The organism is Anaerostipes faecis (genome assembly GCF_910574135.1).
Lineage (GTDB): Bacteria > Bacillota > Clostridia > Lachnospirales > Lachnospiraceae > Anaerostipes > Anaerostipes hominis.
Genome location: NZ_CAJSYK010000009.1, coordinates 78,123 through 96,402, shown reverse-complemented (window position 1 = coordinate 96,402; position 18,280 = coordinate 78,123). Strand labels below are relative to the sequence as shown.

At 38.0% G+C, this 18,280-nt stretch carries 11 protein-coding genes; 1 reads left to right on the top strand and 10 read right to left on the bottom strand.

All coding sequences use genetic code 11. The features are described from left to right. Positions 1–8: 8 nt before the first annotated feature. From QGT46_RS08105 to QGT46_RS08085, 5 genes are all read right to left on the bottom strand, one after another. On the bottom strand, positions 9–698 hold the full coding sequence (locus QGT46_RS08105) for an ankyrin repeat domain-containing protein (RefSeq protein WP_301590298.1): 690 nt from the start codon (positions 696–698) through the stop codon (positions 9–11). Positions 699–764: 66 nt separating this feature from the next. Next, positions 765–2,303, bottom strand: a complete 1,539-nt coding sequence (locus QGT46_RS08100; RefSeq protein ID WP_301590296.1) for an RHS repeat-associated core domain-containing protein — start codon at positions 2,301–2,303, stop codon at positions 765–767. Between the two features lie 286 nt (positions 2,304–2,589). Next, positions 2,590–2,988: a hypothetical protein gene (locus tag QGT46_RS08095; protein ID WP_301590294.1), complete on the bottom strand. Its 399-nt coding sequence runs from the start codon at positions 2,986–2,988 to the stop codon at positions 2,590–2,592. Positions 2,989–3,082: 94 nt separating this feature from the next. Continuing rightward, complete coding sequence (locus QGT46_RS08090) at positions 3,083–5,068, bottom strand: RHS repeat domain-containing protein (RefSeq protein WP_301590292.1); 1,986 nt, start codon at positions 5,066–5,068, stop codon at positions 3,083–3,085. A gap of 26 nt (positions 5,069–5,094) precedes the next feature. Then, a complete protein-coding gene (locus QGT46_RS08085) occupies positions 5,095–5,403 on the bottom strand; it encodes a hypothetical protein (RefSeq protein ID WP_024728689.1) in 309 nt (102 codons plus the stop codon). A gap of 162 nt (positions 5,404–5,565) precedes the next feature. On the opposite strand from QGT46_RS08085, the gene QGT46_RS08080 reads away from it, so the two are divergent. Then, complete coding sequence (locus tag QGT46_RS08080) at positions 5,566–6,195, top strand: ISL3 family transposase (protein WP_420360577.1); 630 nt, start codon at positions 5,566–5,568, stop codon at positions 6,193–6,195. 192 nt (positions 6,196–6,387) lie between these two features. Here the strand turns inward: QGT46_RS08080 and QGT46_RS08075 are convergent, their stop codons facing one another. From QGT46_RS08075 to QGT46_RS08055, 5 genes are read right to left on the bottom strand one after another with little or no spacing between them, the layout of a single operon-like run. Then, on the bottom strand, positions 6,388–6,738 hold the full coding sequence (locus QGT46_RS08075; RefSeq protein WP_301590288.1) for a hypothetical protein: 351 nt from the start codon (positions 6,736–6,738) through the stop codon (positions 6,388–6,390). 4 nt (positions 6,739–6,742) lie between these two features. Further along, positions 6,743–7,294 (bottom strand): hypothetical protein, encoded by a 552-nt coding sequence (locus QGT46_RS08070; RefSeq protein WP_301590286.1) that lies wholly within the window; start codon positions 7,292–7,294, stop codon positions 6,743–6,745. A 14-nt stretch (positions 7,295–7,308) separates the two neighbouring features. Next, a complete protein-coding gene (locus QGT46_RS08065; RefSeq protein ID WP_301590284.1) occupies positions 7,309–10,125 on the bottom strand; it encodes an RHS repeat domain-containing protein in 2,817 nt (938 codons plus the stop codon). Then, positions 10,061–11,116 (bottom strand): hypothetical protein, encoded by a 1,056-nt coding sequence (locus QGT46_RS08060; RefSeq protein WP_024728692.1) that lies wholly within the window; start codon positions 11,114–11,116, stop codon positions 10,061–10,063. The genes QGT46_RS08065 and QGT46_RS08060 overlap by 65 nt, the downstream gene beginning before the upstream one ends. A 27-nt stretch (positions 11,117–11,143) precedes the next feature. Next, positions 11,144–18,271 (bottom strand): DNRLRE domain-containing protein, encoded by a 7,128-nt coding sequence (locus tag QGT46_RS08055; protein ID WP_301590281.1) that lies wholly within the window; start codon positions 18,269–18,271, stop codon positions 11,144–11,146. Between the last annotated feature and the right edge of the window lie 9 nt (positions 18,272–18,280).

Genomic DNA, 18,280 nt, shown 5'->3' with positions numbered 1-18,280 from the left:
GTTTAAAACTATTTTTTTGCCCCGTTCTCCAATAAATATTTTATAAATTTCTTACTTTGTTTTTTGTCCTGCTTATTTTTATCCTTTTTATAACTCCTATATGCGCCAGACAACAAACTCCTGCCTTTGCTATCTTTATAATTTATGTTATAGCCATTTTGAATATAAAGCTTAACAACGTCATAATTTCCTTCCGTAACACAATAATAAGGTACTGTAACATTTGTCTCTTCATCTTCATTATTATTTATTACTTGATACATATTTGTACCTCTATCTATCAAATACTTAATCAGCCTTGGTTTACCATTCTCATAATGGACTGCTGATGCATAGAATAAAGCATTTCTTCCTTCTTTGTCTATCTTATTGACATCTGCTCCATTATCTATTAATAATTTACACATTTTTAATGCTTCATCATCAAATTCTATCGTCGAAGCTATCATCAGAGGAGTTACACCTGTTGCTATACTATTAACATTATCATTTTCTCTAATCCTAGTGCGTACCTTATCATATCTCCCCATGGCGATATCATATTCAAGCGAATCTTTTTTTAACTCCAAAGATTCAATCCATGGACCTGCTAAATTATCATCCAAAAAAGTATCATGGCCATTGACAAAACTATAGACTGTAATTCCTATTATTAATAGAACACTTATAACCATCATTATAATATTTTTTTTAATCACTGACTTCTCCTTATTTCTACAATTTTTAAGAGTTGCTATCTTAATAAAAGATAACAACTCTTGTATTTAGTTATATACCTGTTTTACTGGATTAGCATACATTAAGTGAAATTTTTTCTTTGGTTTTACATACTTTTTCCATCCATATCTAGGTTTATATCCTCGATATGTTTTGAAAAATGATACACCTACTTTAGAAGCATAAATGGTAGCATTCGGTGCAAGAATATGAAAAGCTTTTGCTACACTATTATTGCCAGCAGCTCCACTACAGCTTAAAAGATGAATTGACCGCAAAGTCTTGTTTCTTTTGAATCGTTTTTTCTTCCCCTTTCCAAATGATTTTTTTCCAATTAATTGATTATACGAAATGCTTTGCCCTCTAAAATGTATATTTCCTTTATCTCCATGAATATACAAGTACAAATTTTTTATTCTACCCTTTATAGAATTCCATGCTTTATAAAAATCGTTTCGTTTCCCTACTTTTTTAAAATCTACATAATAATTTGAATAATACCATGAATTCTTTGCAAATTTTGTAAGGGAACTTCCAATTGAATAGTAAATAGATAAAACAACATTCCTTCTATGGCCGCTTGGATCCACATAGTTCACCGGATTATCCGCACAATACGCATACAAATGCTGTGTATCCGGCTCGTTTGCCTCCCCACGGTAAGTATCCTCAGATAAAAATCTTCCATCCTCCGGATTATAATACCGTGCATTCAGATAATAAAGCCCCGTTGTCTCATCATATCGTCCGCCAGTATAACAAGTCTCGTTTCCGGATGTGTTTTCTCCAACACTTGTTGTCTCCCCAAAGTCCTCATAACGATAAGACACATCCGCTTTTCCATTATCTCTCACAAGATTGGTCGTACTTCCCTGAACATCCTTGTTATACACATAATACGCAGCATCATTGCCTGTGTATCTCTGGGTTCCTATCACATTCCCGTCAGTTCCCAAAAGATCCTGAGATGTCTGCTCTCCTTTTCCATCAGTCGTATAAGAGACCACATCATCCTGATAATAGTAGTTGGTCGTCTGATCTCCTTCCACTCTCTGGATTCTCTGCCCATCTCCATTGTAACGGTTCTGCTGAACAACCGCATTCTTTCCATCTTTGTTCACAGAGACTTCGGTCAGGCGGTTCTCCGCATCATAGGTACGGTAAAGGATCTCCCCTGTTGTTCCATTGGTCTGTCCGATCTCATTTCCGTTCTTGTCATAGACATACTGCTTATTCTCTTGTACGGTACCATCTTTCCATGTGGTCGAAGTTTTCACCTGATCCAGTCCATTATAATCGTAGGTGGTCTTCGTATCCCCTTTGTCTTCGGCCAGACGATTTCCAACCTTATCATACGTATAGGTCACGGTCTGTTTGCTGTCGTCTTTCCTGTGATCTGTGGTAACCGTCTTTACAAGCCTTCCTAAAGAATCATAGGTATAGGTCTTTTTGACTGCCTTATCACCATCCGATAAGAGATTTCGGTAATCCTTGATCTCTGTTACTTTTCCATAGCTGTCATAAGCATAAGTCCGCACAGTTGCTTCTTTTACATCACTTCCTTTATATACATCTGCTTTGATCACAGACAGCCAGCCGTCGCTGGTGTAATGATAAGAAAGGCTTCTTACCCCATCTTTTTTCGTTGGATAGGTAACTTTCGTAAGTTTGCCTTCTGCGTCGTAAGTATATTTAATCGCATGGCTTTTGATCTCGTCAGCTGTTGGCCTCTCTGACTGACTCAGTTCCGCATAAGTTGTCTTTCTCTGAAGCCCGTCATACTCACACTCTGTATAGCGGTAAGCTGTTTGCGTGTTTCTTGGCTATTTAATTAGCGATGAATATTATTGAATCAATGGAGATATCTTCACTTTATGTTTCTTCCATTTTCACACTTGCCTTTTGATATTTTGATTTAATAAAATTCTTCATTTTATTTTCAGTTTTACATTTAAATATACATTTTCTCGTTCGTTTATCAATACAATAATATGTCTGTTTTTCTTTTTCATAAACAATGATAAAATCTTTATTACTAAAATATTTTTGAATATTCCCTTCAACTATGCTCTCTCCTTGACCATCCATCGCTGATTTGTTATTCTCAAAATAGCATAGTTGCCAGCATTTTGAACTAGAGGCTATTAGTTGATATCCATCTTTTAAGTCATAACTGGGATCTCGTCCTGTATCATCTGTAACTAACACATAAAAACACATTGCACCAAAAATCAAGACAATTACAGCCATTACTTGTACTACTTTTTTCATATATATCCTTTCTGCAATCTTATGCTTGTTCTATATTATATGGCCTTACATCAAAATAGATCATTTTTGATGTAAGGCTCTTTTACAATAACTGTTATTTACGATAAAATTTTGTTGTAAATTTCCATTTGTATGGACGAACCACTTTACCTCTTTGAGGATAATATCCGAAAATATTGTTGACTAATGTTTTTATTATCCCTTGCTTTTTAAAACTAAATTTTGCAAAATCATAAGTGTCTTTTAATGCTAATTTAATCTTATATCCTTTTTTCGTTTTCTTATATACAGTCATCCTTATATTTCGAATGTGACCTACAGAATAAGCTAAATCTCTATCTTCAGAAAATCCAAATGTACCTTTTGGTTTCCAGGTAGCTTTTTTCTTTTTATTAGCTTTCTTTCTTAATCCTTTAAAAATTCTATATAATTTTTCAGAATTTTTCAGCCTGCTCTTAAACACCTTTTTAAAATTAAGATACGAAACATTTGATAAATTAATTCTCTTTGAATGTTTACTCAATGCAAACCAATACATTTTAACTGAAAGTTCCATGGGATAATGTCCACTTGGATCTGCATAGTTAATCGGATTATCTGCACAATAAGCATACAAATGCTGTGTATCCGGCTCGTTTGTCTCCCCACGGTAAGTATCCTCAGACAAAAACCTTCCGTCCTCCGGATTATAATACCGTGCATTCAGATAATAAAGCCCCGTCGTCTCATCATATCTTCCGCCAGTATAACAGGTCTCGTTTCCGGATGTGTTTTCTCCAACACTTGTTGTCTCCCCAAAGTCCTCATAACGATAAGACACATCCGCTTTTCCATCATCTTTCACAAGATTGGTCGTACTGCCCTGAACATCCTTGTTATACACATAATACGCAGCATCATTGCCTGTATACCTCTGGGCTCCTATCACATTCCCGTCAGTTCCCAAAAGGTCCTGAGACGTCTGCTCTCCTTTTCCATCGGTCGTATAAGAGACGACACTATCCTGATAATAGTAGTTGGTCGTCTGATCTCCTTCCACTCTCTGGATCCTCTGCCCGTCTCCATTGTAACGGTTCTGCTGAACAACCGCATTCTTTCCGTCTTTGTTGACAGAGACTTCGGTCAGCCGGTTCTCCGCATCATAGGTACGGTAAAGGATCTCCCCTGTTTTTCCATTGGTCTGTCCGATCTCATTTCCGTTCTTGTCATAGACATACTGCTTATTCTCTTGTACGGTACCATCTTTCCATGTAGTCGAAGTTTTCACCTGATCCAGTCCATTATAATCGTAGGTGGTCTTCGTATCCCCTTTGTCTTCGGCCAGACGATTTCCAACCTTATCATACGTATAGGTCACGGTCTGTTTGCTGTCGTCTTTCCTGTGATCTGTGGTAACCGTCTTTACAAGCCTTCCTAAAGAATCATAGGTATAGTGTTTTGTCTCATTGACCTTTTCTTCATCCTTTTGAGGATAGTTGTTTACCTGTGTCTTTTCGACGATGTTGGAATTTTTATCATAGGAGTAGGCATAGGACTCCATAACTGTTTCTGGATGTTCCAAATCTGTGTAGACCATCTTTGCCACACGGTCAAAAGAATCATAGGTATAGGTCTTTTTGACTGCCTTGTCGCCATCCGATAAGAGATTTCGGTAATCCTTGATCTCTGTTACTTTTCCATAGCTGTCATAAGCATAGGTCCGCACAGTTGCTTCTTTTGCATCACTTCCCTTATATACCTCCGCTTTGATCACGGACAGCCAGCCGTCACTAGTGTAATGATAAGAAAGGCTCCTCACCCCATCCTTTTTCGTTGGGTAGGTAACTTTCGTAAGCTTGCCTTCTGCGTCATAGGTATATTTGATTGCATGGCTCTTAATCTCATCCGCCGTTGGCTTTTCTGACTGGCTCAGTTCTGCATAGACTGTCTTTCTCTGAAGCCCGTCATACTCACACTCTGTATAGCGGTAAGCTGTTTCTGTATTTCCGCTGACCTGATAATCCACCATCTCTATGAGCTGGTCGTTGCCGTCGTAGCTATATGTAACAAATGATATTATCTTTATAATAACTTTTGTCAAAAGCAGTCAATTTATTCCCCTAATCTTTAGGCATCACCTCTATATGTGGCTAAATAAAATATTAAATATTTTTTTACACTCCAGTTTGTTAGAGTTCCTTCTGTATCTTTCTCAACTGGTGGATTGTATAGAACATATACTTTCTCATTTTCCTCTTCCTCAAGAGATCTTTCACGCTTTCCTATTGGATACACCATTGCTTTTAATGGGTATCCATTACAGGCAATGCTAAGCCTTAAAGCACCTAGTGGTGTCATAAAAAAATAAATAACAATTATCAATAACAAAATTTTTACTATCAAACTTTTTTTTACATTCCATACTTTTTTACTCAACTTATTTCATCCTCCTAAATATTTTAATAATCTCTCGGAATCCTCAGCCCAGTAAAATCAAGGCTTGTAGATTCCATTTTATTAAAATCCCCCACTTTTTTGTCAAAAAAGAAGTGGATTACGGAATGTGTAAATGAATACACTCCTGAATGTGCCCGCTGTGTGGATTCATTCCATGTAGTCGAGTGGGCTATGGAAGCTCTTGATGAGGTCAGACGTGATGTCTGGCATGATGCCTATGATGAATACAAACAACTCAAGAAAGAGAATCCACGTAAGCCTGGCAGACCTAAGGAAGATGACACTTCCAATGCCATTGTAAAGGTTGCTAAAGCCAAGGCTGATGAAATCAAAGGTTCTGCATATGCTCTCAGAAAGGCTCCTGAGCACCTATCTGAAAAGCAACAATACCGTGTTGATATGATTGCTTCTGAGAATAAACGACTCTACCGGGCATACCTGTTAAAAGAGCAGCTTCGCCTTCTGCTTAAGATAACTGATGTAGACGAAGCGGAGGTACAATTAAAGCAGTGGTTGTGGAAATCAAGCCACAGTAGGATACCGGCATTTAAAGAATTGTATCTGAAAATCAAGCGCCATAAGGTGCATATCTTAAATACGATCCGCTATGGCATGAGCAATGCCAGGATTGAAGCAACCAATAACAAGATTAAGCTGATTATTAGGAAAGCATATGGCTTCCGCAACATACAAAATATGCTGGACATGGTGTACCTTGTATGCTCTGATTTGAGGGTGCCACTTCCTAACAGAAAATCTGTAGCGGATTAATCAGCATAAACATTGGGGTTGTGGGTGTTTTTTACCCACCATTACCCCTGAAGAGCCTTATTTTATTTCTATATTTCATCTCGTTCCCCTCATGCTTGATAATTCATATTTAGGTTGAATAGCTGAGAGAATACTCTAAAATTTTTCTCCCAGCTATTAGTATTAGCTCCTATTAATTTTAATAAACTCTTTTTACAGGGTTTTTAGTGCTAAAAAATATTTTTTCCCTCCTTGACTTGGATACCATTTTCCGTTTGTTCCTAACCTATATGAAATTTTGCATCCAGCTGCATACACTTTTGCTTTTTTTAATTTACAGTGAAAAGCATACGCAACACTTGCTTTTCCGCCTAATGCACCTTTACAAGTTAATACATTTACACTTTTTAATTTTTTGAAGCTTAGCTTTTTTATTGCATTTGTATTCATTGTTTTACCTTTAAAAGCCCCAGAGCCTCCATGTAAGAATAAATAGATTTCTCTAGTATTACTAGCCAATCCATTCCAAATTTTTTTAAATTGCGAAATATATGTTACTTTCAAATTTTCATTTGGCTTTTTTTACCCACCCAAAGAAAATTAGAATTAAGATAATCAATGCAATCATTGATTCTATTACTGTAGCATTAACTGAGTTTATGTCTTTGGAATAATAAGTTGTTATAGTAGAAAATATCGCTCCACCTATCGGAAATATAGCTATAAGTTTATAAAATATTCCGTGTTGATATGAAAATTCTATTACAAATCCGATGAATAAAAAAAATGCAGTCATCATCATCATATTTACCATTCCAACGATAAGAAATTGATATTCATTGTCTCCTACTTCTAAAAACAAGAAAATTTTAGGTAATAATTCTAACCCTACAGCAAAAGCCAGACCAAATATTCCATAACTTACTGTTATCATTTTTCCCTTTTTTGCAATAACAGCTATTACTACCAGCAAGAATATAATGAGAATTCCACTTTCTAAAACATAAGCAAAAGTTTCGTTTAAATTTGTTCTAATTGATATTAAATAACCCAAAAATATTCCTATTATTAAATTTATTATTTGTAAAATAATATTTTTAAACAAGTAACTTATTTTCATACACATATTCCCTTCTACGGATTATATTTTTTTAAAGGATTTTCTTTATTCCAGCGATTTTGCGGTCCTCCATACCTAGGATACCATTTGCCTCTTTCTTTTCTATATGACAATCCATATGGATAGTTTGATGCATAAACAACACATTTACACTTTTTAGCTAATATTTTTGCAACACTATTTGGTCCTCCTATTCCACCTTTACAAGATAATAATACAATTTTTTTGCTTATTTTATGTTTTTTTAATTTCAATAATTCCTTTAACACTAAATCAGAACCATCAAAATACAACGCACTTACTCCTCCATGCAAATATAAATAAAGTTCCTTTGTCCCATTCGGAATCTTATTCCATTGTTTCTTAAAATCCTTTTTATACCTTACAGAAATTAATGTTACATCTTTATTCTTATAATATGGAGAATTTGTTGCTTGCATTTTAAATCCATGCCCTTTTTTATTATAATAAATAACTCTTTTAGATTTATGTCCACTCGGATCCACATAATTTGCAGGATTATTTGAACAGTATGCATACAAATGCTGTGTATCCGGCTCGTTTGTCTCCCCACGGTAAGTATCCTCAGTTAAAAACCTTCCATCCTCCGGATTATAATACCGTGCATTCAGATAATACAGTCCCGTAGTCTCATCATAACGTCCCCCTGTATAACAGGTTTCATTCTTAGCCGTACTCTCTCCAATGCTCTGTGTCTCTCCAAAGTCTTCATATCGGTAAGACACATCCGCTTTTCCATCGTCTTTCAGAAGATTGGTCGTACTTCCCTGGACATCCTTGTTATACACATAATACGCAGCATCATTGCCTGTATACCTCTGGGCTCCTATCACATTCCCGTCAGTTCCCAAAAGGTCCTGAGACGTCTGCTCTCCTTTTCCATCGGTCGTATAAGAGACCACGCCATCCTGATAATAGTAGTTGGTCGTCTGATCTCCTTCCACTCTCTGGATCCTCTGCCCGTCTCCATTGTAACGGTTCTGCTGAACAACCGCATTCTTTCCGTCTTTGTTGACAGAGACTTCGGTCAGACGGTTCTCCGCATCATAGGTACGGTAAAGGATCTCCCCTGTTGTTCCATTGGTCTGTCCGATCTCATTTCCGTTCTTGTCATAGACATACTGCTTATTCTCTTGTACGGTACCATCTTTCCATGTGGTCGAAGTTTTCACCTGATCCAGTCCATTATAATCGTAGGTGGTCTTCGTATCCCCTTTGTCTTCGGCCAGACGATTTCCAACCTTATCATACGTATAGGTCACGGTCTGTTTGCTGTCGTCTTTCCTGTGATCTGTCGTAACCGTCTTTACAAGCCTTCCTAAAGAATCATAGGTATAGGTCTTTTTGACTGCCTTATCACCATCCGATAAGAGATTTCGGTAATCCTTGATCTCTGTTACTTTTCCATAGCTGTCATAAGCATAAGTCCGCACAGTTGCTTCTTTTACATCACTTCCTTTATATACATCTGCTTTGATCAAAGACAGCCAGCCGTCGCTGGTGTAATGATAAGAAAGGCTCCTCACCCCATCCTTTTTCGTTGGGTAGGTAACTTTCGTAAGCCTGCCTTCTGCGTCATAGGTATATTTGATTGCATGGCTCTTAATCTCATCCGCCGTTGGCTTTTCTGACTGGCTCAGTTCTGCATAGACTGTCTTCCTCTGAAGCCCGTCATACTCACACTCTGTATAGCGGTAGGCCGTTTCTGTATTTCCGCTGACCTGATAATCCACCATTTCGATGAGCTGGTCGTTGCCGTCGTAGCTATAAGAAGTTTTGAGAGTCTTCGTGCCTGATTCACTTCCTGCCTCAGGGGCTTCATAGGTATTAGTCTCTGTCAGACGGTTCTTTTTGTCATAATGATACGTCTTGTAAGCCCCGTTTTCATAGGTTTCTTTTGTTTTATTTCCATTGGTATCATAAGTAAACTTGGTGGAAATGCTCTCGCCCAGGTTTCCTTTGCTCGTCGTGGTTTCTGTCAGTCCGGCTGCATTGGTCACTTCGATCTTCTCATGACCCATGGCATCTGTGATGCTTGTAGTGTTTACCCCGTCCGTTCCCATAGTATAGGATATGGAAGTGCTGTTATCCCCCTGAGATACTTTGGTCACCCGATTCTGGTCGTCATAAGTGTACGCCACTGTGTTGCCGTTTCCGTCTGTCTTGGCCGTCTCATTTCCCTTGTCATCATAAGCGGTCTGATTGACAATGGACTTTTCAGGATCAATGGAAACATCCTCACCGGCAATCACAGGATTCTGGACTGTATGTGTCTGTTTTCCATTTCGGTCATACAGGTTTAAAGTAATCTTTCCTTTGACATCCGCTCCGGCTTTTGTGCCGAGAAGAATGGACGCTGTCTCCTTGCCGTCTTCTGTAAATACATGGTCCGTATAAATGCCGTTGCTTTTCTCCCGGACGGTATTGCCGGAACCATTGGTATACGTCTCTCCCTGGATCTTCCCGTTCACGGTTGTGGTGACGACGGAAAGATTCTGATAGCTTTTCATTCCGGAAAGTGTGTGGATCTCCTGATCGGCGTACCCATAATCAGTCTTTGTGGTTTTCGTGATGCCGTCCTTTGACACTTCGACAGCCTCTTTTACCCGGTTGATCGTGTCGTAGCTGTAAGAGGTGGTAACTCCTGTGTCTGAAGTCTCTGATAACAGAGTACCGTTGGCATCGTAGTTCTTTTCCTCTGTCTTTACCACTCCGTTCAGTTCTTTTTGGATCTTGACCTGCTTTTTAAGAAATTTTAAATACAGAATAAGTAAGTTGACCCTTATCTGACCGATATAATAAAATATCATCGACAAGCTGCTCTACCTGAGAGAAGTCCTTTGGCAGATCTATTTTTCTTTCTTTTCCAGTATCCAAATCATAAATTACTAAAATAAGTTTGATTTCTTTGGGATGTGTATCATAGTAAGCAATTTTTCCTCCATCATATACAAGATTATGTAAATCTGTACTAGCATTGTATTTTTTTATATCATTTCCACTATCTTGATACAAATATACTTTCGATGGTGCACCACCCTCTGATGCCCATTTACCTTGGGAACGAGTATAATATAGCTTTCCTTTAATATTCATGATCGTTTGGTAATACACTGTATCCTTTATTTTCAATAATTTTTTTGAATACTTCTGACCTCTCACAAGCGTCCTTTTTAATGTCTCCAAATTCACTTTATACAATGCTGTGTAATCAACGTAATAAAAATCATCTTTATAAAAAGTCCCGGACCCAACTTCCTTGGCTACTGTTTGCAATTCCTTTGTATTAAAATTAAACTTTACTAGTACATCACACCCTATAATTAAATACATCTCGTTTTTATAAAACTTTACTCCATTAACTGTATCCTGAATATTTGTATTTTTTGTAAACTGTTGTAATTTTTGTTTTGAAATAATTTGAGTTTCATTATCTCCGTTAAAATCACATTGATACAGACAAGAGTCATATATATAATATAACCTATTGTTTAAAAGAGTCATCCCAACATCATAAGGAGAATCACGAAGTTTTGTAAGTTTTTTTATGATTGTTTTCTTATGGTTATTTTTATCAACTCGTATAATCTCCCAATCTGAATTTTGATAAAAAACATAGGTTTTATTCTGAACAAGGGCGGGTGCCCATTCAGGGTACCCGCTTTCAGCTATCTTTTCCTTGTTCCAATCAACAAGATCGGAAAATCGAACTTGTTTTGACTTGTTTTGACATGCTGCAAACAAACCACAAACGAATGTCAGTGTGATTATAAATATTATTGAAACTTTCAACTTTTCCATGCATACACCTCTTCCAACAAATATAGATTAATTTAAGCATTTTCCTGTTCCTTTATAACATTTCTGTCCTACACTTTTTATCTGGGGATTAAGTGTACTCGTTTTTTTATATTTCCATCCACTTTTTGCTTTTTTAGAGTTTGGAGCAGATTTTTGGAAAAGAATAATCTTCCATCTTCCATTTTGACTTTTATTTCCGATTCTATGATTTTCGTATACTTGATGGTTTTTCGGTGGCGTTATGTAATTCATTTTCCATGCCGCATATATGGATACCTCACCAACTGGTTTGGTACCACCTGTTTCACCAACTACAGCGTACATATAATCCCCATTTTTTCTATTCACAATTACTCCTGAAGAAAATTTATACTTTTTCATACTGGAAGGTATTACAATATACGGAACCGCATCAGATGCAACTACATTACCAAAACATGCTGTTTTTCCCTGATGATTTTTATCTTCATAAGGTCTCTTTTTCTTTTTTTCATATTTGTTTGCAATTCTACCATCCGTACATATACGCATTTCTTTAAAACTTCTCTTGTATACATTTCCTTTTTTCTTACTAATCCATTCTTTCTTATGTCCACTTGGATCTGCATAGTTAATTGGATTATTAGCACAGTACGTATACAAGTGATATGTATCTTGATCATTTGGCTCCCCACGATAGGTATCTTCCGTGGCAAATCTTCCACCTTCAGGATTATAGTACCTTGCATTCAGATAATAAAAAGCTGTAGTTTTATCATAAATCCCACCTGTATAACAAATTTCATTTCTGGCCTGATTAGCTCCACTGATCGTTGTCTCTCCGAAATCTGTGTATTGATAGGTTGCATCAGCACTTCCATCTTCTTTTACAAGACTTGTCGTACTTCCCTGGATATCTTTATTATACATATAATAGGAAGTCTGGTTACCATCATAACGCTCTGTTCCAATGATGTTTCTTTCCAGTCCAATTAAATTTTGGCTTGTTTGTGTCTTGGCTGCATCTGTCGTATAGGAAACCACTCCATCTTGGTAATAATAGTTCCTTACGGTATCTCCTTCTGTCTTCCGTATCCTCTGTCCTTCCCCATTATATTGATTTTCCTGAATGGTCATAGTCTTCCCATCTTTTTCTACAGACACTTTACTCAGTCGATTCTCTGCGTCATAACTTCTCCTTGTAGTTTCTCCTGTTTTCGTACTATGCTGGCTTATTTCATTTCCATTCGCATCATACTCATACTGGATCTGTTCAGAAACGCTGACACCTTCATATTTTGTCGCCGTCAATGCCTGGTCTAACCCATTATAATTATAGCTTGTAGCCTTCTCGTTTACATTCTCCAAAGTACGGTTTCCAACCTTATCATACTCATAGGTAGTCGTTTTCTTTTCATCATCTTTTTTATGATTGGTTGTTATCGTTTTTGTGAGTCTTCCCAAGGCATCATAGGTATAATCCTTTGATTCATCAATCTTTTTTTCACCTTCTGGTGGATAGTTGTTGACCTCTGTTTTTTTTGTGATATTGGAATTCTTATCATACTCATAGGTATAAGATTCCATCACCGTATCGGGATGCTCAAGATCTGTGTATATCATTTCTTTCACGCGGTCAAAACTATCATAAGTATAGATTTTTCTTACTGCCTTGTCTCCAGCAGAAAGAATATTCCTGTAATCTTTGATTTCTTTTACTTTTCCAAAGGAATCATAGGAATAGCTTCGGATCGTCTTTTCGGTACTGCTTTCTCCAGTTTTTACATTTGCCTCAACTTTTATAAGCCATCCATTCTCATTATATTCATAAGTTAATCCTTGTACCCCGTCTTTTATGGTTGGATAAGCAACTTTTGTGAGTTTTCCTTCACTATCATAAACATAACGGATCTTTTTCGCTGATATCTCTTCAGCCGTTGGTTGGCTCTCTTGACTGAGTTCTGCAAAGCTTGTTACGTTTCCCCGGCTGTCATATGTATATTCTGTATAGCGGTAAGCCGTTTCTGTATTTCCTACAACACTATAATCAATTGCTTCTAAAAGCCTGTCCTGTGCGTCATACCGATAAGCTGTTTTTAATGTCCTTGTTCCACTACTTTCTCCTACTTCCGGTGCTTCAAAAGATTCCGTTTTGGTTATGCGGTTCTTTTTGTCATAACTGTAGGCTTTATATGCTCCATTGTTAAAAGTTTCTTTTATCTTATTTCCACTGTCATCATAAGAATATTTTGTAGAAATACGCTCTTCTGCATCTCCTTGGTCTATACTACTTTCCGTAAGTCCCGCCTCATTTGTCACTTCCATATTCACATGACCTTTGGCATCCGTGATACTTGTTGTTTTTTTTCCATCTAACATGGCATAGGATATCGTACTGCTGACATTTCCTCCATCCTGGGACACTCCTGTGATCCTGTTTTGATCATCATAGGTATAAGTAGTCTCATTTCCTTTTCCATCCGTTTCTGCTGTTTCATTACCATTAGCATCGTAGGCTGCTTTTGTAACGATCGTATCCTTTTGTAATGTAATGTTTCCTGCCGTTACATTTGGATTTCGAATGATGTGTGTCTGATTCCCTTCTTTATCAAACAATTGAACTGTAACCTTTTCTTTCCCGGTTTTGTTTGTCCCCAGAACAATGGATGCTATTTCTTTTCCATCTCCTGTAAATACATAATCCGTATAAATTCCGTCATTCAGAGTACGCACTACATTTCCCTCTGAATCTGTATAACTTTTTGATGTAACTGTCCCATTGGTCGTAACGGTCTGTACAGCTAGATTCTGATATACTTTTGTACCATCTAAGGTATGGATATTCGCATCTTCATATCCATACGCTGTTTTTGTAGTCTTTGTTTTTCCATCGGCACTTTCCGTAGCTGTTGTCACACGATTTAGTGAATCATACTCATAAGAAGTAGTAATCCCTGTATTAGAAGTTTCAGATACCGTCATTCCATTGGCATCATAAGACTTCACCTCTGTTTGACTGATTCCATCAAGAGACTTTACAGATTTCGTAACTCTCCCCATGAAATCATAAGAAATCGAAGTCTCTTCCCCTGTCTTTTCATCTTTGCTGTAGATCTCACGACCCATGTTATCCTGTTTTGCTGTAGAAATTTCTTCTATCTTCCCCTGGGTCAAAGTACTAGATTCTTTTACCTCATGATCCAATTCCTCGCTGTCTACTTTTTCATGTGAGATCTCTTCTCCCTCTTCATACTGCCATTCATCTGTCATCTCCCAGTTATTTTTATTATCATATAAATATTTTGTCTCAGTATCAGCAACTGAATCTTTCTCTGTTAAAGGATTTCCATTTTCATCATAGGTTGTTGTAACATTGGAGACCTTCCCATCTTCATTGCTGGTCACTTCATTGGTCGGCAGATTTTTATTTTTGCTGTCTCCATAGGTTGTGGTTGTTACCTGTCCAGTCTCATCTACTTCTTTGACTACATTTTCATCGGCATTATATGTCGTACTCGTTGTAATCTTATCATCAGATGCAAAGTTTACCACCCCATCTGTTAAAGTTTGATAATAAACTTTGGCTGTGGTTCCTGTCTGCAGCAAATTGTTGGATGCATCTGCGTAATTATAAGTCGTTGTAATCCCATTGACATCCGTGGCTGATAATAATTTACCATTGGATGTATCATAAGTAATTGAGTCTTCGGAAAGCTTCACTCCCCCATTCTTATGATTGGATACCGCTGTTGTTCCATCTCCATAAGTGAGTTGTTGATAAGATCCATTCGGTTTTGTGACTTTACTCGCCTTTTGTCCTTGGTAAGAGATTCCATAGTCATTCCCTTTTGCATCCTGGATGTTTATTAAGTGGTCTTCTGAATCATATGCATAGTGATAGACAACAGAGTCTCCTCCATCTTTGGAACTGTGTGTGGCTTTGATCAGATTTCCTTTTTCATATGTATAGGAAACCTTTGTCTCATCCGGCAAGACAATCTCTTTTAACCGGTCTGCATCCTCACCGTCTCCTCCGTTATATTTTAAAGTTAATGTTTGATTCTTATTGCTGGTTACTGTTTCTAATTGTCCTTTTTCATTGTATCCATACAGAACATAGTTTCCATTGGCATCTTCCATTCCTGTCATATGACCATTGGCATCAAACTGATATGTTGTGTTATTTTTATCTGTCAATGTACAAACGACTATTACACTCTTTTCCGAAATTACGGGCTGTATTTCCCCTGTTTCTGTCTTTGTATTATGGCTTGGATTATATGTTGCTGTTCTTGATGTACTTCTTCCTAATATGTTATTTGCTCTCGTATTGACCAAAACGGTGCTTTTTGCGGCATTTTTTAAAGTGGACGCCTTCGAATTATTTTCAGTCAGTGACAGTGTATAATCTTTTGTTTCTTTGGATGTGTAAGAGTTTCCATTTTTCTCAAAGGTAATATAAGTTCCATCACTATCTTGAAAGATAAGGTTATCTCCCACTTGATATAACTGCTTATGAAAGGTATCATACCATCCATTTCCAAGCATACCTGCTTTCTTACTTTGGCTATTATAGGTTCTGGTCAAGGATAACCCCATTCCACCCACATTAATATCAAAGTCATCTCCTGAATAAGTCAGATTTCCGCTGGCTTTATCAATAGTACCAGTTCCATTTGGTGTCGATAGTTCTAGTGTGTCCCGATAGTCTTTTTCTCCCAGATACTGCTCAAACTCTCTTGCTTCTTGCTGTCTTACTTTTCCCGTTGTAACATAATTGCTTCTTGATAGTACCTTTCCTGATTTTGCAAGTTTCACTGCACATACTTTATAATAGTATTCTTTTCCGTCACCTGTATTCATATCAGCGACATAGGTATCTTTAACAGCACTTCGTACCAGATTGCTGTCATCTGGAGTAAAGTCTGCACTTTCTCCCCAATGCACTTCATAATAAATACTTCCCGGAAGATTCGCCGAACTTTGTTTCCATGAAATCAGTGCTTTCCCATAAGATGACTTTACCTCTGGTTCGGTTGGCTGATAATCAGATACTTTGGCTTTATCTTCATAGTAGTACTGTACTGTTTTCTCTGTTTGATTTCCCACTTTATCAGTAACTCGTATAGTAACAGTGTAAGACCTATTTTCATTAAAAGATGCACTGTTAATAGCAATGCTTCCGGCTGAACTATTTCCTAAATTAATATAGCTTCCATTCTCTACCTTATATTCGACCTTACTTAAATATGTATCTGAAACATGCCAGCTCAAAACCGGAGCAATGTCAGAAGATGGATTATCTTCCGTTGTTCCTTTTGCTCCTTCCCCTTGTACGATCACGTCATGGATCACTGGTTTTGCCCCGCCTACATAAAATATATATCCTTTTCCAGTACCGTTGATCCCTCCGTTGTCCACACCTCGGATGACGAACTTATAGCATCCCTCCGGCCAGTTCTTACTGTCTGCTACCGATGCACTTCCGCTTCCTGTTGTCCCAAGCTTTGTGCTTCCGGAATAAGCGCGGTAGTTGGAATTCACTTCCACATTTTTAGCAGGATCAAAGGTTGCAACTCTGTATTCTACCCTGTTTAAGGATTTGGAACTGATGCCTGCCCATTTCGCTGTCAGTGTCTGTCCCTTCTTCATATACTGCGGAGTCACAGAAGCAGAAGTCGGAGTTGTCGGCCCGTCATAATATGTAACACTCATTTTGGGTCTATAACTTGCATTTGAATACCTGGAACTGTAAAACTGCCCGTATTTCTTTGTTTCATCCGCATTTTTCAGCATGACGCCGTAGGAGGTGATAGATCCGTTTGCACACTCCCTGGCATATTTGGTCAGGTTGATGCTCCTTGCTTTATGGGTGGTTCCCGTTGTCGTCACACTTCCATAATTTGTGGAATATCCGGGACGGTTACTCCATGTAAGTCCGGGTCTTGACCAGTTAGAAGTGACTCTCCTTGCCTCAATCGTCTGGCCGCTGGTGCTGTCACCGGTTTCATACATGGTCAATGTGGCAGTGTCCACGTACTTATTTTTAATCTTTGCCGTGAAATCCTTAAATCTCAGGTATGTACGGTATGTTCCCTTGCTGGCTTTTCCCGCCATCATAGCCGTTACGCCGGAATCATAAAAATTGGTGTTTTTGTAACTTCCGTTGATCACATACACGTCCCAAAAATCTGTTGATCCGTTCCATGTGACTGTGGGATCAATCGTAATCGGATATTTGCGGTCTTTGTCTTTCAGATACTCCTCATCCAGTGTCAGGGTCAATTCATAGGTATCTTTCTCATCTTTGATCGGTTCAATATCATAGGACAATTTTTCACTGTATGCTTCTTTCGTGTCGTCATTCATTGACGGGGCTTCCAGTGAGGCAATGATGTCTTCACTTTCTTTGTCATAGAACGTGATGCCGCCGTCCCCGATGTTTTTCTTTGCTGTCAGGTTTTTGGCATAAAACCGGAACTTCAGCTGATTGCTGTCCGGGATCTCTTTTAATGTGACACTTTCTTTCACTCCCGTGTCCAGTGACTGATATAAAAACGTACAGTTTTTATCTTCTGACTCGTATGCCACACTGACCGGCAGCTCTTCTTTTTTGTCTTCTGCCGTCAGGACTTCCTCTCTCTGGAGTTTTGTCCTTTTTAACTTATTAATACAAGAAAATGCATTCTCCTCTGTTTTTTCTTTCTGCTGGTCCTGTGTCATAATGCCGCTTTCTTCTTCTCCAGTGATCGGTGCAAAAGAGATTTCATACTTATCATGCTCCATCAAAACCGGAGTGGATTCCGTCAGCTTCTTGGGCAGATACTGCTTTTTATCCCCGTCTTTGTTTTCGTATTGATAGTCTTTCAGATTATGTCCGTGCCCGCTGGTCTTGTCTTTAATCTCCACAAGGGTCGGATCATAGTCTTTCAGATTTCCATTTTCATCTTCGTACCTTACATCCTGTCCGTAAAACACAGATTCCTTCTTTCCGTTGGACAGGCGGAATGTAGTTGAATTTTTTGTGCTCTCGCTGTCAATGACTTCTTTTACATCTTTTGATGCCTCGGCATTTACCCGCCTTGGTCCGGCAAGAATGCCGCTCCACTGAACAGATGTAAACATTAAAACAAATGACAGAGCCGCACAGATTGTTGGCTTTACCAATTTCTTCATTATAACTCT